This window comes from Aneurinibacillus tyrosinisolvens, assembly GCF_001015055.1.
Taxonomy (GTDB): Bacteria; Bacillota; Bacilli; order Aneurinibacillales; family Aneurinibacillaceae; genus Aneurinibacillus_A; species Aneurinibacillus_A tyrosinisolvens.
On record NZ_BBWZ01000002.1, the window covers coordinates 1 to 19,693 of the forward strand.

Here is a 19,693-nt window from a genome sequence, read left to right on the forward strand (position 1 = left end):
CTTCGGGTCTCATTGGCATGGAGTTACAAGGAGCCATGGCCATTTTCACCCTGGGTTAACATGAAGGAAACCCAGGGTGAAAATGAGCAAAAAAGCCGGCTTTTTCTTCCAGAAATCTGGAACATGGGCCGGCTTTTCCTATAGAGTCTACTCCAAAAACTTAAAATAGGCACTTTTTCAGTGGCCTCCGTGGACTGCCCTTCCTTTTTTCTAACCTTTTTGACCTTGCGGTCTTTTTCTCTACTACTTTAAAACAATATATACTTCCTTATCCGAATAAAAAATCAGGAGGCCATATATTTGCGGCCTCCTGGTTTTAGGTTGTGTCACTTTCTTACAGGGAAAATACTGAACTGCCTTTCCATCGTTTTCCCGCTGTCATTCTTGATAAGCACCGTAATGGTTGTGTTCGTGTTCAGGCTTTTTTCATCCGTACGGAACAACAGGGGAACGTTTTCCATAGCATGCGGTTTGACTTCCACCTGTTTTGGCAGTTTTGTTTCCCAGGCATCCGGGACGCCATTGTAGGAAACCGAATAGCTGGCCGCCTTTCCGGTAAGGTTTTCGATTTTAAGATCGTACGTATAAACAATTCGGTTTTGTACCGGGATGTTCTGCAGATTTTTACCGAGACTAATGGCAAAGCCCGTGTTAGCTGAGAGAGCAAACGTAAACATGGATACAAGAAGAACCATGATAACGGTTAAAACGAGCCCGCTGCCCCGCACCATATTTTTAAAGCCCCCATTCGTCGAACGCTTGCCGGACAGCGCCATCTGAAACATGCCATACGGGCAGGATGTCCGGCAAAACTTATAGCGGAGCCGCCAGTTTAACAGAACAAAAAAAGAAAAAAGAGACCGTCAAAAATGCGCGGAACGTCCATACTGACATATCGAAATGAATAATAGACGAGAACAGAAGCATTGGATTATAAAAGTAACTTATAAGGCCATACGTAATGATGGGTGCGCATAGAAGCAGAATAAGTGTGTCCACGCTGTTTTTGAGAAGCGGGTTTCTTTCGAAAACAGGCAGACTGCGCAGGCGGTTCATATAGATAAGAAATTTATTGTGCGGGCATGCCCAGCCGCAGAACTGACGGCCAAACCATACGGCAATTGCAACAAAGGCAAAAACCATAAGTAGCACCGCATAAAGGAGAATACGCCCTTCGCTGAACGCGAATTCACTGCCAAACAAAAAGAAGTGGTTGGCTGATAAATCGATGCGGAAAATATCGAGAAAGGGGACAAGAAAAAAGAGAATGAGGAAAAAAGCGCGAAATAGGGAACGTTTGCTCATACAAAAACACTCCTTGCTGTCCTGTTCGTTTAAACGGTCATACCGTGCAAAGCCATTTTCGCACATTGGAAAAAATAAGGACAGTGAAGAGTTTGTGACAGCAAAGGAGAAAGTTAAGTCTAGTAAGTTGATATCTTATGCAGTAGTCGGTATTATTTATTAGAAAGAATGAATTTGTTCAAGCATATAACAACTTTCTTATGTGAAGGGTTGATAAAAGTGGAGAATAAACCTGTTTCATCTAACTTTATAAAAAATATTGTGGTTGAGGATATAAACGCAGGAAGGGTGGATCAGATTGTCACTCGTTTCCCTCCGGAACCAAACGGGTACCTGCATATCGGACATGCGAAATCCATTTGCCTTAATTTTGAACTGGCGGATGAATTTAAGGGAAAAACAAACCTGCGTTTTGATGACACGAATCCGCTAAGAGAAGATGTAGAATATGTGGAATCTATCAAAGAGGATGTCAAGTGGTTAGGGTTTGAATGGGACGGCCTGTTTTTTGCCTCCGATTATTTTGAAGAGATGTACAATCGCGCCGTCGTGCTTATTAAAAAAGGGAAGGCTTACGTATGCGATTTGTCTCCGGAAGAAATGCGGGAAATGCGGGGAACACTGACGGAGCCGGGAAAAGAAAGCCCGTACCGCAACCGTACTGTGGAAGAAAATCTGGATTTGTTTGAGCGCATGCGTAAAGGTGAATTCAAAGACGGGGAAAGAGTACTGCGAGCTAAAATTGACATGACGTCTCCGAATATCACCATGAGGGATCCGGTGCTTTACCGTATTTTCCATGCTACGCACCATAACACGGGAGATAAGTGGTGCATTTACCCGATGTACGATTTTGCTCACCCGTTAGAAGACGCAATCGAAGGGGTCACACATTCCCTCTGTACGCTGGAATTCGAAGATCACCGCCCGCTGTATGACTGGGTCATTGAGGAGTGTGAGATGGAGAACCAGCCGAAACAGTATGAGTTTGGCCGGCTCAATCTGACGAATACGGTAATGAGTAAGCGTAAACTCAAGCAGCTTGTCGATGAGAAGTATGTAGACGGCTGGGATGATCCGCGGATGCCTACGATTTCCGGGCTGCGCAGAAGAGGGTATACGCCGGAATCGATCCGCAATTTTGCGAGGGAAATCGGCGTTTCCCGCAGCAGCGGTGTGGTGGACGCGAAAATGCTGGAGCACTTCATCCGCGAAGACTTGAAATTAAAAGTGCCAAGAACGATGGGAGTTCTCCGTCCGTTAAAAGTAGTCATCACCAATTACCCTGAGGGCGAGGTTGAAATGCTGGAAGCTGAAATCAACTCGGAAAATCCGGAAATGGGCAGCAGGCAGATTCCTTTCTCCAGGGAAATCTATATTGAGCAGGACGATTTTATGGAGAATCCGCCGAAAAAATACTTCAGGCTGTTCCCGGGCAACGAAGTAAGGCTTAAGAATGCCTACTTCATCAAATGCAATGACGTCATTAAAGACGAAAACGGCAATGTAATTGAACTGCACTGCACCTATGATCCGGAAACAAAGAGCGGAACAGGCTTTACAGGAAGAAAAGTAAAAGGCACGATCCACTGGGTAGATGCCAGGAGTGCCGTGCCTGCGGAGTTCAGATTGTACAACCCTCTAATCCTCGACGATGAAGAAGAAGGGAAGTCCTTCCTGGAAAATGTGAATCCTGATTCCTTAGAAATCATCCACGGATTTGTTGAACCGAACATGAAGGATGCTCGCCCGCAGGACAAGTTCCAGTTCTTCCGGCACGGATACTTCAATGTAGATCCGAAGCATACAACGGAAGATAAGCTTGTGTTCAATCTGATTGTATCGTTAAAAAGCTCTTTTGAGATTCCAAAATAGATTCCTTACTTTTACAAAAAAGGCTGTTGCAGCGAAAATCCGCTCAACAGCTTTTTTCTCAACTTATACCCAGCCTCTCCACTTCACTGCTTCCGCCATTCTGCGAATACCAACGATGTAGGCAGAGAGGCGCATATCCACTTTCTTCTCAACAGAGGTGCAGTGTACGTTATGGAAGGAAGCCTTTAGGAGCTTCTCCAGCTTTGCCTGTACTTCTTCTTCTGTCCAGTAGTAGCCCTGGTTGTTCTGTACCCATTCAAAGTACGAAACAATAACGCCGCCCGAGCTGGCAAGTACATCAGGAACAAGCAGAACGCCTCTATCAGTCAGGATTTCGGTCGCGTTTAATGTTGTCGGTCCATTCGCCGCCTCGACAACGATTTTAGCTTTAATGTCTGCTGCGTTCTCTTCGGTAATCTGGTTCTCAATGGCCGCCGGTACAAGAATATCGCATTCCTGAACAAGCAGCTCTTTATTCGAAATCGTAGTAGAGAACAAGGTTGTAACTGTACCGAAAGAGTCGCGGTTATCCAGTAAATAATCGATATCAAGTCCTTCTGCATCATACAACGCACCGTATGCATCTGAAATTCCAACAATCTTTGCACCGGAATCGTGCATGAATTTCGCGAGGAAGCTGCCCGCATTTCCGAACCCTTGAATGATGACCTTCGCGCCCTCCAGATTGATTCCCGCTACTTTTGCCGCTTCGCGAATGCAAATCGTAACGCCTTGTGCAGTGGATGATTCTCTTCCTGCAGATCCTCCGAGCACAAGCGGTTTGCCGGTAATGAAGCCGGGTGAATCAAATTCGCGTATATGGCTGTACTCGTCCATCATCCAGGCCATAATTTGCGAGTTTGTAAATACGTCCGGTGCCGGGATGTCCTTAGTGGGCCCAACAATCTGACTGATAGCACGTACATAGCCGCGGCTCAAGCGTTCTAGTTCACCGAATGACATAGAGCGGGGATCGCACTGGATGCCGCCTTTACCGCCACCGTAAGGAAGATCGCTAATCCCGCACTTGATGCTCATCCACATGGACAGCGCTTTTACCTCTTCTTCTGTTACATCCGGATGAAAACGAATGCCGCCTTTTGTCGGTCCGACTGCATCATTGTGCTGCGCACGATATCCTGTGAAAATTTTTGTGCTGCCATCATCCATTTTTACAGGAATACGAACAGTTAGTAAACGAACAGGCTCTTTTAATAACTCGTATACGTCTTCTCCATAACCCAGCTTCTGCAGTGCTGTAAGAAAGATTTGCTGCGTTCTTTCAAAGACATTAAAGTTTTCCTGCGACGCTTTTTTTGTCTCCTGTTTTTCTTCCACTTGCTGGCTCATTTTACATAACCCTTCTCTCATTAGGATTTTATTATGAATGAATGATTGATGTTATAATAGCTTTTCGCCGAACAGAGAACCCATTAAGGCCACAGCAACATTCGCTGTTTGGTTTACGTTATCAAGGATTGGATTCACTTCTACAAATTCAGCGCTTGTGAGCACGTTCGCTTCGGCGAGAATTTCCATAGCAAGGTGGCTTTCACGATAGCTGATCCCGCCAAGAACTGGCGTTCCCACTCCCGGTGCATCCTGAGGATCAAGGCCGTCTAAATCGAGGCTGAGGTGGACGCCGTCCGTTCCGCCGGTTACGATTTGGAGTGTTTCTTCCATAACCCGCGTCATTCCCATGCGGTCGATTTCATGCATAGTGAACACTTTGATTCCCATTTCTTTAATAAAGTCGCGTTCGCCCGGATCGAGAGAGCGTGCCCCGATAATGACGACATTCTCAGGGTTTACTTTTGCCTCTATACCTCCAATGGAAGTAAGCAGTTCATGTCCGTACCCGAGACTCACCGCGAGCGACATTCCGTGAATGTTGCCGGACGGAGATGTTAGGGCTGTGTTTAAATCCCCGTGTGCATCATACCAGATCACCCCGGTTTTTTTCCGGTGCTGAAGTACGCCTGCAATCGTACCAATGGCAATGCTGTGGTCGCCGCCGATAACAAGCGGGAAGTGCCCCTTTTTCATCTCTTCTACAACAACCGCCGCAAGCTCGCTGTTTACGCGTGCGATTTCTTCAAGATATTTAAGGTTTGTACCAACGGTGTTGTATTGCCCTGAACGGTGGACAACTAAATCACCCTTGTCGTGTACCGCATAGCCAAGCGCTTCAAGCCTCTCTATAACCCCGGCATAGCGGATGGCGCTTGGGCCCATGTCCACGCCCCGGCGATCCGCACCTAAATCCATAGGTACGCCAACGATAGAAATATTTGAATTGATAGTTGAGTTCATAAATGGTACCCCTTCCTCTTCGGAACAACGATGTAAAAATCAAACACAGGAAATTCGTTGCAAGTTTGATGCCAACATCTGTTTTTCTTGTAAATAAACCTTATAAAAATAGAGGGGCGTTTATAGAAAGGGATGAAATGTAAGAGGTGAGAGCGCTTACCTGCAAAGCTAGAATGCGATTTTTCATAAATTTTGCACCCCTGAAAATTTTTTTTGCATCTATTTTTGGGGCTATTTGTGGCAAATTTATAAAGAATAGGGGAAAGTTCTATTCAATTTTCACAATCTTAAAAACTGGTATGGTTTTTGCAAGAATAGTTTTACAGTAAAAGAAGAAAGTGAGGTAGCGTATGATACATCTTGAAAGTAAAGATAACCAGTTGCAAAGAACGATGAAAAGCAGGCATTTATTCATGATTTCATTAGGGGGAATTATCGGGACCGGGCTTTTCCTTGGTTCTGGATATACAATTGGACAAGCTGGGCCGTTAGGTGCGGTTCTGGCCTACCTGGCAGGCGGGTTTATTATGTATCTGACAATGCTTTGCCTTGGCGAATTATCGGTTGCGATGCCGGTGGCGGGTTCCTTCCAGACGTATACAACGAAATTTATCGGACCTGCAGCAGGGTTTACCGTCGGGTGGATTTACTGGCTTGGCTGGGCGGTCACTGTGGCGCTTGAATTGCTTTCCGCTGGAACGCTTATGCAGAGATGGTTCCCGGGTTCTCCAATCTGGGTATGGTGTGCCGTTTTCGGCCTTGTGCTTTTCCTGCTCAATGCATTATCTGCACGCACATTCGGGGAGACAGAGTTTTGGTTTTCCAGCATTAAAGTAAGCGCTATTATTTTGTTTATTATTCTTGGTGGGGCTGCGTTGTTTGGGGTTATTCATATGAAAGGGGGGCAGAGTGCTCCGATGTTCTCGCACTTTACAGAGGCAGGGCTGTTCCCTAACGGGTTAAAAGGGCTTCTCCTGACAATGATTACCGTTAACTTCGCTTTCCAGGGCACGGAGCTGATTGGGATTGCGGCCGGTGAAAGTGAGAATCCGGAGAAGACAATTCCAAAGTCGATCCGGGCTACCGTATGGCGTACCCTTTTCTTCTTTGTCCTTGCTATTTTTGTACTGTCAGGCCTTATCCCGTGGAAAGAGGCAGGGCTAATCGAGAGTCCATTCGTTATGGTTTTGATAAAATCGGGATTCCTTATGCGGCCGATGTTATGAACTTCGTTATTTTGACAGCGCTTTTATCTGTAGCCAACTCGGGTCTATATGCGGCAACGCGTATGCTTTGGTCTCTTTCGCAGAGCGATATGGCACTGCCCGCGCTTGGTAGATTAAATAAAAATGGCATCCCAATGAATGCGCTTCTTTTAACGCTCGGTATTGCTTGTCTGTCCTTGCTTTCCAGTATGGTGGCAGAGGATACCGTTTACTTGTGGCTGATTTCCATCGCTGGATTAGGAGCGCAGATGGGCTGGATTTCTATCACTGCTTCCCAGCTTGCTTTCCGCCGGCAATACGTAAAAGATGGCGGCAAGGTGGAAGATCTTAAGTTTAAAACACCGCTTTACCCGATTGTGCCTCTTGTTGGACTTATTCTAAACATTACCGTGCTTGTCAGCCTTGCATTTGATAAGGATCAAAGAATGGCGCTGTACTGCGGAATTCCGTTCATGGTAGCATGTTATCTGTATTACAACCTGAGAATGAAGAAAAAGGCACCGCTTCCTGCTACAATGGTGGCAACTGAAGAAGCATAGAAGAGTAAAACCGCTTTCTTGACGAAATGTCATGGAAAGCGGTTTTTTCTTTTCCATTCTCCGTAACTCCAGCCGGACATTCCGATAATATATTGTTTGTCCATTTATTTCCCCTCCCCGGTAAAATGAACAGAACGTGGCGAGTTAAATAAACACGGGTTCAACAACAAGCGGTTCGAGCGCTTTCGTCTCGTCCACATAAACAAAAGCATCATAGCGTTAGCCCATAACAGGAGGGACATAGTTCCCTAGTTTTTCATATTCAGGATGGTAGACGACCCTAATGGCCCGATACTGTTCCATTGATTTTATAATTTAGACTACTTTATAGACTTTTATTTACCCCTATTAATATATGTATAAATTCACCTTGTTTGGTTTAATTTAAATACAAATTGAATTAGATGGGGTGAAATATAGTGGGATTTAGGATTACAGCCAGTGAAGCAGCAAACCTGTGGCAGTTTATTATAAGTAATCAAGCATACCTTTGTTTTATTGAACATGATCTTGTAAAGACAAAAGATGAAGACATAAAAACGATGATTCGTTCTGCTATTCAGGATACGATAAAAATAATCAAGGAAGCGACTTCTTTATATGTAAAGGCAAATTTCCCAAAACCAATTGGTTTTAGTGTGGAAAAGGACATTATTTCAGAAGAACCAAGAGTATTTTCTGATCAACAACATTTATTTTTCCTTCAGATGATGGCTGAATATGGAACAGGTGCCTACGGTATTGCACTTGGAAAGACAACAACACCTCAAGTCATTTCATTTTTGTTTGATTCCATCAACATATCGGGCAGGCTTTATCAAACGACAACGGAACTAATTGAAAAGAAAGGCTTTGCTCAACAACCTATCTATATTCCACCCCCTCAACATGCGGAAATGATTAAGAAACAATCATTTTTAGGGAAGTTTTGGGGTGAGGAACGTCCTGTAAATGTCATGGAGATTGATAATTTGGTGTACAGCTTACGAGGAGCAATCCTTGCAAAAAACCATTTCATGGCTTTCAGTCAATTAGCACAAGATCCAGATGTGCGAGACTTTTTTGTAAGAGGAAAAGACATATGCAAAAGGCGCGTCAAGTTACTTCAGTCGGTTTTGACACATGAAGATTTGCCTTTCCAGTCGACTTATGAAATGGAAGTAACAGATACTACCGATTCTCCTTATTCCGATCGTCTAATGATGTTCCAGGCGCTCGCTCTTGCCCAAATGGCTGTCGTGAGATACGGATTAGCCTTTAGTGCAAACATGAGACGTGATTTAGCCATTATGTATAGTCGGTTGGTTTCTGAAACTGCGATATTTAACGAGGATGGGATAAATTTAATGATTAATCGGGAGTGGTTTGAACAACCCCCTCTTGCTCCAGACAGAGAGAAATTAGCAAATAAATAACACTTTTAGAGAATGAATATCACCTTTGTTTCTTTATTATAGGATTCATTAAGGTAAACAGATTAGCGAACGGATTCCATTGGTTTAGGCTGGTGGATTGTTATTTGCCAATGTTCTCACCTCCTCCCCGCTATCCACTACTCCTTGTTAGGAGATTTCGATCAAGGTAAGGAGGTTCTTACTAAAAAGCAGGACCTCCATAGCTCAACAAAAAACGAGCCGACTGCACATGGCAATCAGCTCGTTGATAATGGTTTTTATAAAATGATTCTATCCACTTAGTAAGTTGTTTTCAGACAAGAATTTCTCTAAGTACCAATGGATGCAAAGCTTCACTTTTATCCACATAAATAAACGCATCATAACGTTGGGACATTTTTGAAGGTACATAATTACCAAAACGTTCGTATTCGGGATTGTAAACAACACCGATAGCACGATGGCCGATTTCTTGCCCGAAAAGTGTATTAATCTGTTCATTATTAAATAACAAGATTTTATCATGGTTGCCCGCTTGATGTAGGAGGTTCTCCCAGCTATTTGGTATTGCTGCAGGAACAACCATTTCTTCTATTGATTCTCCCCATCCTCTTGCTGCAATCACCGTACCAGAGTAAGTCCCGAAACCAACTGCATACGTTTGTTCATGTCCATGCTGTTCTCTAACAAGTTGGCCGACATTAACCATACCATCCTCAGCCATATCTGTAGCACGTGCATCACCAATATGTGTATTATGTTCCCATACAATGACTTTGGCATCAGAACCATGGAACTTCATTAATTGATTGAGAACTTCGACCATATGGCGATCACGAATATTCCAAGAATCATTTCCTCCTCGAACCATAGAACGATAGTATCTTTCTGCATTTACAGTAACCAATGCATTTAACTCAGTGCTAAGGGCAGCTTCGTGGTCTTCTTTAAATTGCATCCGATTTGCTTGAAGAGCCTGAAGTAGCTGTACTACTTCATCTTGACAGCCTTCCCCAAGGAAAGCGGCAGAAACACCATAATTCTGAGCATCACGACCAAACGGTTCGAAACAGGAAAAGGCCTTCTTTGCTTTTTCCAAATCAGGAGAATTTATTTTCTCTAAATAACGAATAACTTCTTCCATGGACTCCCACAAACTGTAAACGTCTAGACCATAGAAACCTATTTTTCTCTCTTTAGGTAGCTGGGAGTTGTGTTCCTTTAGCCATCCTGCCAGTTCAATGATTTCCTGATTAGCCCACATCCAGGTAGGCCAACGTTTAAATTCCTGCTCCATTACATGATGGATATCCTGCCCGGCATCTAAATAATTTTTTACATACCGGTTAATGCCATAACAAGAGGGCCAGTCCCCTTCCACGGCGATAAAAGAGAAGCCCTTTTTTTCAATGAGCTTTTTGGATAATTCAGCCCGCAGTGTGTAGAATTCGGATGTTCCGTGGGAAGCTTCCCCAAGAAGCACATAGTTTGCATCGCCGACAGCTTCGATTAGCACATCTAAATCATCGTTATTGTCCAGACGTATCGCATTCTTTTGGATTTGTTCTACGATAAGGTCGTTGTTCACATGTATCACCGCCTAAATAGTTAGGTTATTTACCTCATACACAGCTAAAGTATTTCCGAAACCGTGGGAAGTATTCTTATTAAAGCAGGCATAAGCGGGGAAATGTGGTTTAATGAAAGTAAGAGCAGGCATGCCAAATAGAGCAGTCAAACGGGGGGGGAAGTGAGCAATGGGCAGAGTGGTTGAAATCGGTGGTTCACGGATGGGGAATTTCCTCTGGTTTCAAAGAAATCCGCTTGATTTTCTGGACAAGGTGAGAGAACTTGGAGAGGTGGTGTCTCTGCGCTCCAGCCGCAGCCGTCCTTCTTATGTGGTGAATTCACCGGACTTCATCCGGGATATTCTTGCCACGAAGGAACGAAGCTTTCGCAAGGGAAGGTCATCGAAGATTCTCGGCATTACTCTCGGGGAAGGCGTGCTAACGGCGGAAGGGAGCAACCATGATCGCCAGCGCCGCACGATGATGCCTGCCTTCCACACACAAAAAATTGCGGGCTACGCCGATACGATTGCCCGGTATACGGAAGGTGCCGTTCATCTCTGGGAGAACGGGACAGAACGGCTCATTTCAGAAGATATGATGGATCTAACACTAAAGATGATAATGAAAACGATGTTCGGTACAGAGATCGGCAGGGAGGCGGACGTCCTTGGTGACTCGGTGGATATTTGCATCGACTATAGTGCGCGGAAACTTATGTCGCCGATTTTTATCCCTCCTTCTTTGCCAACGCCGGGCAATATAAAGCATAGAAGAGCGCTCCATCTGTTGAATGATACGGTATATGCTCTTATCGCGAAGGCGAAAGAAGATGATGAACGAGAGGATATGCTGGCTCTGCTGCTTTCTATAAGGGATGAGGAGACCGGGAACCGGCTGGCGGACAAGGAAATCCGTGATCAAATCCTGACCATTCTCATTGCGGGCCATGAAACGACCGCCAACGCCCTGTCGTGGACCTGGTATTTGCTGTCCCAGCACCCGGAAGCGGAGGCCAAATTCCACACGGAGCTGGATGCGGTTCTTGGAGACGGGCTTCCAACCTTTGAGGACGTAGGCAGGCTAACATATACCCACCAGATTATTCAGGAATCTCTCCGGCTGTATCCGCCCGCCTGGACCATCCTGCGTGAGGCAAACGAAGCGGTAGAAATGGGAGGAGAGATGTTCGCTGCTCATTCAACGATGATTATTAGCCCGTATGCTGCCCATCGAAACCCTGCGTTCTTTGAAAAGCCGGCTGAATTTATTCCTGAGCGTTTTGCGGGAGACTCCTTAAAGACGCTTCCTCGTTTTGCCTATTTTCCATTTGGGGGCGGATCGCGCTCCTGTATTGGGAGCAGCTTTGCTATGATGGAGGCAGCGATTGTTCTGGCTGTTGTCGGCAGGCGGTACCGGCTTGTACTGGCTGACAACCACCATCCGATTGAACCGGAGCCGCTCATATCGCTCCGGATTAAGAACGGCCTGCGTATGAGCATTAGAAAGAGGGGCAGATCATAACAAAAAACCGGGGGTTCTCACTTCCCGGTTTTTTAGCGATGCTGCTTTATATGCTATTTTTGAAAATTAACGTGCTCCCAGTCACCATTTATATTTACTGTTGTTTGAGATGGCTTTGTTTCTGCAATCACCTGGCCGTCTCGAATCGAGTAACGGACAGGAACCTGGCGCCGAATCGCGTCGTACGAATCCGTTGCCGGCAGGATAATGAGATTAGCAGGCTTGCCTTCCTCAATCCCGTATTGATCTGTAATATAGAGTGTTTTGGCACTGTTTTCGGTAATCAAGTCGATGGATTCCATAATCTGTTCATACCCCATCAGCTGGCACACATGAAGTCCCATGTGGAGGACCTGCAGCGTGTTGCCTGTGCCAAGCGGATACCAGGGGTCAAAAATATCGTCATGGCCAAAGCATACATTCATCCCTGCCTCAAGCAGCTCTTTCACCCGGGTTACCCCTCTGCGCTTTGGATAGGTGTCAAAGCGTCCCTGTAGATGGATGTTAACGAGCGGGTTGGCGACAAAGTTAATTTCAGACAGCTTAAGGATGCGGAACAGCTTAGACGTATAGGCGTTATTGTAAGAGTGCATCGCCGTCGTATGGCTTGCTGTGACACGTTTTCCCATGCCGCGCATATAGGCTTCGGTCGCAACAACCTCCACAAAGCGAGACTGCTCATCATCGATTTCATCGCAGTGAACGTCGATCAGGCGATCGTATTTTTCAGCAAGGTCAAACGTTTTTTTTAGCGATTCCACACCGAATTCACGGGTGAATTCATAGTGGGGAATGGCACCCACAACGTCAGCACCCAATCGAAGCGATTCTTCGAGAAGCTCTAAGCCGTTTGGATAGGATTGAATCCCTTCCTGTGGAAAAGCTACAATTTGCAAATCGACCCATGGCTTTATTTCTTCCTTTACTTCCAGCATCGCCTTCAGGGCGGTAAGCTCTGGGTCTGTTACATCCACATGGGTCCGGACATGCTGAATGCCCTGGGCAATTTGCCACTTTAACGCCCGCGTAGCGCGATTCTTCACATCTTCCCTTGAGAGGGTCTGCTTTCTTTGCGCCCAGCGTTCGATGCCTTCAAATAAGGTTCCGCTGCGGTTCCATTCCGGTTCTCCCGCTGTTAACGTTGTGTCGAGGTGGATATGCGGCTCGATAAAGGGGGGAAGAGCCAGGCCTCCCTCTGCATCCAATCCAGAATCGAATGATTCATTTTCTTCCATCTTAGCTATCCGTGTAATGCTTTTGTTCTCCATTTCAATTTTCCATAATCCATCTTGACCTTTTAAGCGTGCATTATAAATGAACAAGTTAAGCCCACCTTAGCGTTTTAATTTAGTTAAAACATAATACAAGATGCCACTGAAAACAATGGTTGGATAGGTTGCGCCGATATAATTAGTAAACAAAGGAAGTTTATGGACGGAGAAGAAGAGGGCGACTCCTACAACCCAAACCGTAACGGCAGTCCAATTGAATCCATTTTTATACCAGTACTTACCTCCTACTGTTTCCATCGCTTCTACATCATAGGAACGTTTGCGAAGGAAGAAGAAGTCCACAATCATGACGCCGAGTATCGGACCGAATACCATCCCGATATAATCAAGAAAAGCGATAAAGGAATGGAGAAAGCTTCCGAGAAAGAGCGGAACAAAGGTTAACAGCGCTGCAACAATCGTTACAAGCCACAAGGAGGCCATCGGAGAAATCTTTTTCGTTACATTCGTTAATGAGATGCCGGCTGCCATCAAATTGACGGCATTCGCTGTTGTACTCGTCAACACGATGACAAGCATCGCCAGCCATCCGAGCCCAAGCTTGCTGGCAATCGTACTCGGATCCGAGTTGTTCGGGTCGTACGTTCCAGTTGTAATGGCGGTCCCGATAGTAGCAATAATCCCGATAAAGGCAAACCAGAACAAGCCCACATTGGCTCCGATCATCGGAGCAACGGTTGCGGTCGATTTTTTCTTTCCATACCGGGTAAACTCAGCAATCGCGGTAACCCATGCCAAACTGAAAGCGGCCATCACATCCATGGCGGATCCGAGCGGCATTCTCATATTTGCAGGAGGCTGCCAGTGGATAATTTTGTCCAGGGAAACGCTTTGCAAGACGACAACCGTTTCCCAAATCCCAAAAATAATAACGAGAACAACGCCGACACGTTCGATGATTTTTACCGAACGGTGGCCTAAGGCAATCGAAAGCAGATGGAGCACGCTCATGATTACAATCCCAACGACCATTCCCTTGTAACCGCCCGGTTGTCCAAAGGCGGGCCAGCCAAAGAGGTCTTTGCACAGAAAGCTGACAGAGATGGCAGCGATGAACGTATTTACAGCCGTCCACCCGATAAATTGAGTTGTATTTAACAAAGAAGGCAAGTAACTGCCCCGTAATCCAAAAGAAGGCCTCGTCAGTGCCATGGTTGAAGTTCCTACTTTATATCCGATATATCCAATGAGCGCCATAATAAAATAAGCGATTGGATTGGCAACCAGCGTAACAACGATGGACCCGGCAAAGGCTGTTCCGGCAACGACGCCACCCACAAACCAGGTACCGTTGTTTGCATTGGCTCCTACCCAGGTAGCCACCATATCCCAGAAAGATAAAGAGCGGGAGCTCATAGGAACGGCTTCTGTTGCTCCATATTCTTTTGCCTGATCAAATCCTTCACTTCGTAGAAGCACATCATGGCTTTCTAAATCCACTTGTTTCATATACAACTCCTCCTTTTTCAAATTCATTTTTTAGCGAATCTACACCGAACTGCCGCGTAACTTCAGGATGACGGATACCACAAACCATACCAGTACCTATACCCGATAATTATTCTGACAATTCAATTTTATTCTGGCTGTTCTGCTTGTTTATTACGCTGGTACCCAATGAAAAAAGGCCTCCTATCAGAATGAACTGACAGGAAGCCTCTTATTTTATAGTTTGCTCAAACAAAGGGCAGACATCTCCCTTGTATAAAAGCAATAAGCCGCTTTACCTTGCCAGCCTCACGGGACTGAATTTAAAGGTACCAGTATGCAATTGAAAATATTATTGCATGAAGTATATTGGAATGTCAAACTAATTTTGGAACAAAAGGGAGACGACGAAGGAAAAGCTTGATATCATATAATTATACAAATAATTCAGTCATATATAAGGTTTTCTACATTTACTGCATGGGAGGAAAAACTAATGGAAATAGAAACATTGCCTTACCAGTACATCCTTGTAGAAACAGACAGTTCAATTGCTTATGTGACAATGAATCGGCCGGACAAACGAAATGCTCTTTCTCTTGAGCACATGCAGGAGCTTATCCGCTGTTTTGAATCCATTGCGAAAAATCGGAGCATCGCTGTTGTTATCCTTCGCGGAAACGGCCCGGCTTTCTGCGCGGGCCATGATTTGAGCGAATGGTGAATCAATCATCCGCTTTTTACCGTCAGTTGTTCGAGGTATGTACGAAATTGATGGAAACGATCCAGTCCATCCCGCAGCCCGTCATTGCGCAGGTGCATGGCATTGCAACGGCGGCAGGCTGCCAGCTGGTGGCAACGTGTGATTTAGCTATTGCTGCAGAAGACGCACGGTTCGCTACACCCGGTGTAAAAATCGGATTGTTCTGCTCTACGCCGATGGTGGCGCTCAGCCGGGCAGTAGGGCGTAAGAAAGCGATGGAGATGCTATTGACCGGAGATGCGCTTTCTGCAGAGGAGGCGGTCCAGGCAGGCCTTATCAATAAGGCCGTACCCGCAAAGAGCCTTGAAGAGGAAACAAAGGCCATGGCGCTAAAAATTGCGTCCGCCAGTGCGTTTACCGTGGGCATCGGCAAGCAGGCTTTCTACCAGCAGATCGAGATGCCGCAGCATTTGGCTTACTCTTACACTAAGGAGGTTATGAGTCTTAACGCAACCGCAGCGGATGCAGAGGAAGGAATTTGCGCCTTCCTTGAAAACGTGAGCCTCATTGGAAAGGCTGTTAGCAACACTGGAAAGGCTGTTAGCAACACTAGGAGTGGGAGGCGGCCAGCATTAGCTCATCGATGTGCCCTAGCAGGCGTGTTTTTTCCACTGGTGGAATCCATTCTATTAGGCGGGCGGCTGTGAGTGGAAGTTCCCACTCTTGTAGCTGTCCGGTAGAAATGCCGGAGAGTTTGCAATAGTGTGTTATGTAGGTGTTACAGAGGCGGGAACGGGAAAAGTTAATAAGCCGCCTTATAATAGCCGGTGTGCCGGGCGGTACCGAAGCGTGGCTAAGAAGCAGCACGGTTCTGGCAGCATCGGCAGCCGGATTTCCTTTTGTTCCGGTACACCAGTCAATGAGGACGGGACCCTTTGGGGACAGCAGGATGTTTCCCGGATGGAAATCACCGTGGCACAGCTTACTGTCGTCAGGAAGCCGGGAAAGAATGCCAAGTATAAACGCCTTCTTGTCGTCCATTAACCCTTCCGCTAGCCGGATATTTCTTTCTAGCATTTCACGCTGCGAAGGAAGAACATCTACTTCCTTTGTATGAATAGAAGCATGCAGCTCCGCGAGTTTTCTCGCTTCCCTGGAAACCCTCCAGGGCTTAGAAGAGATGGTTTGCAGCATGGAAGGGCCTGTAATTCGCTCATAAACAATCGCCTGTCTGCCTTCTGCTTCTACTCTTTCCAATACTTTCGGTACAGGTAACTGTGTTTCTTCGACCGCTTTGCTTACGCTGAATTCGAAGTCGACAATGAAGTCCGGGATGTGCTGGTGAAACAGTTTAACAATTTCTTTTTCGCTTCGGGCGTACACTTCAGCCGTATACCCCTGGCCGATTTTTGTTCCTTTTTCCATGATTAGCCACCCGCTATTGTTCGTATTTATGATCAGGTTCCGGAATAATAATCGTCGTAATCGTTCTTCGCCGGCGTCCAGGGGCCGGTTTGTTTTCCGCGTACTTGAGGAAAGACGTACGTACCGTCTGGATAAAATCATGGAATTCTTCATCGCTCATATACAGGGGTACGTGCCGGTAGCCTACGCCGTCCGCCAGCAGGTCATAATTTTCCTGCTGGAGATACCGGCTGAAGTCGCCCTGCAGAGTGGATAAGAAGGTCGTGAAATAGCGCATGTGGTCTTCGCGGGTAGCATTTACTAAATCTTCCCGTGAGAGATTCCCGTTCTGTTCGGGCAGAGTGTATACTTTTTCAATCGTGCCCCGCACCTGGCGCTGTTCTGCTACCGAAATAACGTCAGCTTTTAATAGCTTATTAATATGGCGATACAGGGTTGCCTGTGGAATGTCGGGGAGGAGTTCAATCAATTGCTGGGTAGTCAGCTGGCATCCTCCCGCAAGCGCCTGGATGACACGCATCCGGACAGGGTGGAGAATTAAATCCGCTTTTGACTCTTTCAATGTTTTACACCTCATTTCTTGCTTATTATTATCAATATCGATAATGATATTATTAGATGCTGAATGAGTCAAGTTATATAATTTGTATGTATATTTTTCAACAAAAGAGTCAAAAAAACTGAAAAAAATTCCACTTGAGGAATTAGTTATATCACCATTACTATATATCCATTATATTTAGGATATATAGTAATAAAGAGAAATTATGTGCAAAAATGTAATGGGATTTAGAAACAGCATAGAAAGGGAGGATATAGTAATGGAATCATACTTTAAAGAAACGGATGCGTTTATTAAAGGAAATGCTGCGCTTCGTGGTCCACAGCGTGTTGCACACGCAAAGTTAAAACATTCATTAGCCAGGGAACCAAACATCCACAAAATTATCGTATTACCAACCGGTGCTGGGAAAACTGGGTTGATAGCTATTGCTCCATACCAAATTAGTGATGGCAGGGTTTTAGTCATCACCCCAAGTCTAGTGATTCGCGAAGGAATCTCAGATGCTTTTGATACCCGCACTCCTTTTAATTTTTGGACAGAACGAAATGTAATTATAGATGATAATAAGTTGCCTAACGTTTACCGGTACGCAGGTTATAAGACTTCAGCTGATAAAACTCGGGTAATGCGTTATCTTAATGAAGCCAATATTGTAATCGCAAACATCCATAAAACCTTCAGTAGTCGTTCTGATAAATCCTTATGTGGAATTTTACCCTCAGATTTCTTTGACATGATTATTATCGATGAAGCTCACCACTCCGCTGCCGATTCCTGGATTCAAGCGTTAGAGCACTTTAGTGCAAAAAAAATTGTCAAATTGACGGCTACTCCGTTCCGGGCAGATGCCAAAGAACTGGATGGGGATTTGATTTTTAGTGATTACCAGTTAGCTGATGCTATAAAAGACAAGCTGGTAAAAAACATCTTAGCTGAGGACTATACAACTGAGAAACTTGAATTCCTTGTTGATGGAAAACTGGTTGATAAGGAAACAGCTTTAGATGCCATGGATAAAAAATGGGTAACCCGTTCTGTTGCCTATTCTCCGAAATGCAATCAAACAATTGTAGAAATGAGTATAAAGAGACTGCTTGAGAAGCGAAGACTCGGGAGTGCTCATCACCAAATTATTGCTGTAGCCTGTGATATTAATCATGCAAAAGATATTAAAGCGCTATATGAGGCGCAAGGATTAACAGCAGCAGTGGTTACTAGTGATGAACCGGATAAAGCAGAAGATACTATCATTGACTATAAAAAGGGGCAAATCGATGTTGTCGTGAATGTTAATATGCTAGGCGAAGGCTTTGACCACCCCAATATAAGTATTGCCGCCATTTTCCGCCCATTCCGCACCTTATCCCCCTATGCTCAGTTTATTGGACGTGCCCTAAGAAAAATAAAAGATGGAGACGATAACATTGATAATCTTGCCCACGTCGTTTATCATACGGAACTAGATTTAGATGAATTATGGGCGTACTATCCAGGACAAAAGATAAAAGGCGAAAGAAAGAAAATTATTGAGTTGGAATATTACCGAGAACAAGCAAGTGAGCGCAATACTGACATCGGTGAGGTTAATGCTGAAGGAAAAGTGATTGGAAATATAAAAGAATTTTTATCTGACGGAATTGCAGCTCGACATAGTGAGGAAATACAAAAGAGAATCGATGAACGTGAAGAAAAGATAAACAAGGTCGCCGACATGATGAGAACGGAAGGATTTTCTGAATTGGATGTAGAGGATTACATTAAATCGCAAAAACAACAGCTAGATAAGGAAATCACGGATAAACGGAACAAACTGAGGGAAGAACTCATTAGAGAGGAATTGCATAAAGTCCACACAGAGGATATCGTTAATCGCGTGGATATTCTTTTTGAAGAGACAGGAATCGATCCTAAAGGTATCGAACTTCCTAGTAATACAACAAGTTCGTTTTTAAAGTCAGCTGAAACAAATGATGCCTATATTATGAAGTACATTAACAACTCTCTCAAACAAAAGTTAAAACGCAGCATTAATGAATGGGAAACCTATGACTTCGAACAAGCAAAAAAACTTCTTCCAGAACTCATTGAAAGGTTAAAACAAAAAATCCAATCGTTAGGAGCGTAAAAATGAACCAAAAAATTGATAAGGTCGCAACATTGCTTATGTATACCGGCCCCTCTGCTTCGGAAATTATCTCTGCTGCCATAAATAACGGGCATGAGTACCAAGTAAAACTAACTAATAAACTGAAAATCGTTACTGTGCATTCAACTATTGCCTACAATCTGGCTGTCTCAGATGTTTATACTTATGACACGGATAGCAAATTAACTAAACAGACCTTAATAATCAATGGAAAAGAAAAGATTGTGTTTGATAAGTATGATGAAGCAACAGAAATGTTGTTATCTTTAGAAAAGAAACAGCAACTCATTTCTTAAATCAAAAGCCTAACGACCATCCTTCTCTATAGGATACTATGTCAGGCTTTTATTTTTCATAATACAGTTATATAGAGTGAAAAAGGAAAAGGCA

The 19,693-nt window shown here is 44.8% G+C and carries 14 protein-coding genes and 2 pseudogenes; 7 read left to right on the forward strand and 9 right to left on the reverse strand.

Translation table 11 applies throughout. From position 1 onward, the window contains the following. Positions 1-326: 326 nt before the first annotated feature. Entirely contained in the window at positions 327-776 is a 450-nt protein-coding gene (locus tag MBEAL2_RS02025) for a FixG Ig-like domain-containing protein (protein WP_161798149.1), read from the reverse strand. A 37-nt stretch (positions 777-813) separates the two neighbouring features. Beyond that, positions 814-1,305, reverse strand: a complete 492-nt coding sequence (locus tag MBEAL2_RS02030; RefSeq protein WP_047150685.1) for a 4Fe-4S binding protein — start codon at positions 1,303-1,305, stop codon at positions 814-816. Positions 1,306-1,524: 219 nt separating this feature from the next. On the opposite strand from MBEAL2_RS02030, the gene MBEAL2_RS02035 reads away from it, so the two are divergent. After that, positions 1,525-3,180, forward strand: coding sequence for a glutamine--tRNA ligase/YqeY domain fusion protein (locus tag MBEAL2_RS02035; RefSeq protein WP_173427689.1), 1,656 nt, complete (start codon positions 1,525-1,527; stop codon positions 3,178-3,180). A 63-nt stretch (positions 3,181-3,243) separates the two neighbouring features. On the opposite strand, the gene MBEAL2_RS02040 is transcribed toward MBEAL2_RS02035, so the two are convergent. Both MBEAL2_RS02040 and rocF read right to left on the reverse strand, forming a co-directional pair. Continuing rightward, positions 3,244-4,530: a Glu/Leu/Phe/Val family dehydrogenase gene (locus tag MBEAL2_RS02040; RefSeq protein ID WP_047150687.1), complete on the reverse strand. Its 1,287-nt coding sequence runs from the start codon at positions 4,528-4,530 to the stop codon at positions 3,244-3,246. Between the two features lie 51 nt (positions 4,531-4,581). Further along, the gene (gene rocF / locus MBEAL2_RS02045) at positions 4,582-5,493 is read right to left on the reverse strand and encodes an arginase (protein ID WP_047150688.1); all 912 of its coding nucleotides are present in this window, start codon (positions 5,491-5,493) and stop codon (positions 4,582-4,584) included. A 350-nt stretch (positions 5,494-5,843) separates the two neighbouring features. On the opposite strand from rocF, the pseudogene MBEAL2_RS02050 reads away from it, so the two are divergent. Both MBEAL2_RS02050 and MBEAL2_RS02055 read left to right on the forward strand, forming a co-directional pair. Then, positions 5,844-7,258: pseudogene (locus tag MBEAL2_RS02050) on the forward strand (amino acid permease). 419 nt (positions 7,259-7,677) lie between these two features. Beyond that, positions 7,678-8,673 carry a DUF3231 family protein gene (locus tag MBEAL2_RS02055; protein WP_047150689.1) on the forward strand — a complete coding sequence of 332 codons (996 nt, stop codon included), beginning with the start codon at positions 7,678-7,680 and terminating at the stop codon, positions 8,671-8,673. Between the two features lie 292 nt (positions 8,674-8,965). Here MBEAL2_RS02055 and MBEAL2_RS02060 read toward each other — a convergent pair whose 3' ends face one another. Then, a complete protein-coding gene (locus MBEAL2_RS02060) occupies positions 8,966-10,240 on the reverse strand; it encodes an erythromycin esterase family protein (RefSeq protein ID WP_439644812.1) in 1,275 nt (424 codons plus the stop codon). A 169-nt stretch (positions 10,241-10,409) separates the two neighbouring features. On the opposite strand from MBEAL2_RS02060, the gene MBEAL2_RS02065 reads away from it, so the two are divergent. After that, the gene (locus MBEAL2_RS02065; RefSeq protein ID WP_047150691.1) at positions 10,410-11,744 is read left to right on the forward strand and encodes a cytochrome P450; all 1,335 of its coding nucleotides are present in this window, start codon (positions 10,410-10,412) and stop codon (positions 11,742-11,744) included. Between the two features lie 53 nt (positions 11,745-11,797). Here MBEAL2_RS02065 and MBEAL2_RS02070 read toward each other — a convergent pair whose 3' ends face one another. Together MBEAL2_RS02070 and MBEAL2_RS02075 are read right to left on the reverse strand one after the other, a co-directional pair. Next, positions 11,798-13,066, reverse strand: coding sequence for a cytosine deaminase (locus MBEAL2_RS02070; protein WP_047150692.1), 1,269 nt, complete (start codon positions 13,064-13,066; stop codon positions 11,798-11,800). 12 nt (positions 13,067-13,078) lie between these two features. Continuing rightward, positions 13,079-14,485 carry a cytosine permease gene (locus MBEAL2_RS02075; RefSeq protein ID WP_082129705.1) on the reverse strand — a complete coding sequence of 469 codons (1,407 nt, stop codon included), beginning with the start codon at positions 14,483-14,485 and terminating at the stop codon, positions 13,079-13,081. 544 nt (positions 14,486-15,029) lie between these two features. On the opposite strand from MBEAL2_RS02075, the pseudogene MBEAL2_RS32375 reads away from it, so the two are divergent. Further along, a pseudogene (locus MBEAL2_RS32375) lies at positions 15,030-15,874 on the forward strand (enoyl-CoA hydratase). Here MBEAL2_RS32375 and MBEAL2_RS02085 read toward each other — a convergent pair. Both MBEAL2_RS02085 and MBEAL2_RS02090 read right to left on the reverse strand, forming a co-directional pair. After that, positions 15,777-16,592, reverse strand: a complete 816-nt coding sequence (locus MBEAL2_RS02085) for a phosphotransferase family protein (protein WP_047150693.1) — start codon at positions 16,590-16,592, stop codon at positions 15,777-15,779. The pseudogene MBEAL2_RS32375 and the gene MBEAL2_RS02085 sit on opposite strands and share 98 nt — an antisense overlap. A gap of 13 nt (positions 16,593-16,605) precedes the next feature. Further along, positions 16,606-17,154 carry a helix-turn-helix domain-containing protein gene (locus MBEAL2_RS02090; protein WP_236692663.1) on the reverse strand — a complete coding sequence of 183 codons (549 nt, stop codon included), beginning with the start codon at positions 17,152-17,154 and terminating at the stop codon, positions 16,606-16,608. A 259-nt stretch (positions 17,155-17,413) separates the two neighbouring features. On the opposite strand from MBEAL2_RS02090, the gene MBEAL2_RS02095 reads away from it, so the two are divergent. Beyond that, entirely contained in the window at positions 17,414-19,282 is a 1,869-nt protein-coding gene (locus MBEAL2_RS02095; RefSeq protein WP_052947376.1) for a DEAD/DEAH box helicase, read from the forward strand. Between the two features lie 2 nt (positions 19,283-19,284). Further along, complete coding sequence (locus MBEAL2_RS02100; RefSeq protein ID WP_047150694.1) at positions 19,285-19,599, forward strand: hypothetical protein; 315 nt, start codon at positions 19,285-19,287, stop codon at positions 19,597-19,599. The last annotated feature ends 94 nt before the right edge of the window (positions 19,600-19,693 follow it).

Bases quoted from the DNA above. Each gene is read 5' to 3' on its own strand.
- MBEAL2_RS02025 (WP_161798149.1), bottom strand. From the start codon at position 776: ATGGCGCTGTCCGGCAAGCGTTCGACGAATGGGGGCTTTAAAAATATG.
- MBEAL2_RS02030 (WP_047150685.1), bottom strand. From the start codon at position 1,305: ATGAGCAAACGTTCCCTATTTCGCGCTTTTTTCCTCATTCTCTTTTTT.
- MBEAL2_RS02040 (WP_047150687.1), bottom strand. From the start codon at position 4,530: ATGAGCCAGCAAGTGGAAGAAAAACAGGAGACAAAAAAAGCGTCGCAG.
- rocF (WP_047150688.1), bottom strand. From the start codon at position 5,493: ATGAACTCAACTATCAATTCAAATATTTCTATCGTTGGCGTACCTATG.
- MBEAL2_RS02065 (WP_047150691.1), top strand. From the start codon at position 10,410: ATGGGCAGAGTGGTTGAAATCGGTGGTTCACGGATGGGGAATTTCCTC.
- MBEAL2_RS02075 (WP_082129705.1), bottom strand. From the start codon at position 14,485: ATGAAACAAGTGGATTTAGAAAGCCATGATGTGCTTCTACGAAGTGAA.
- MBEAL2_RS02085 (WP_047150693.1), bottom strand. From the start codon at position 16,592: ATGGAAAAAGGAACAAAAATCGGCCAGGGGTATACGGCTGAAGTGTAC.
- MBEAL2_RS02095 (WP_052947376.1), top strand. From the start codon at position 17,414: ATGGAATCATACTTTAAAGAAACGGATGCGTTTATTAAAGGAAATGCT.
- MBEAL2_RS02100 (WP_047150694.1), top strand. From the start codon at position 19,285: ATGAACCAAAAAATTGATAAGGTCGCAACATTGCTTATGTATACCGGC.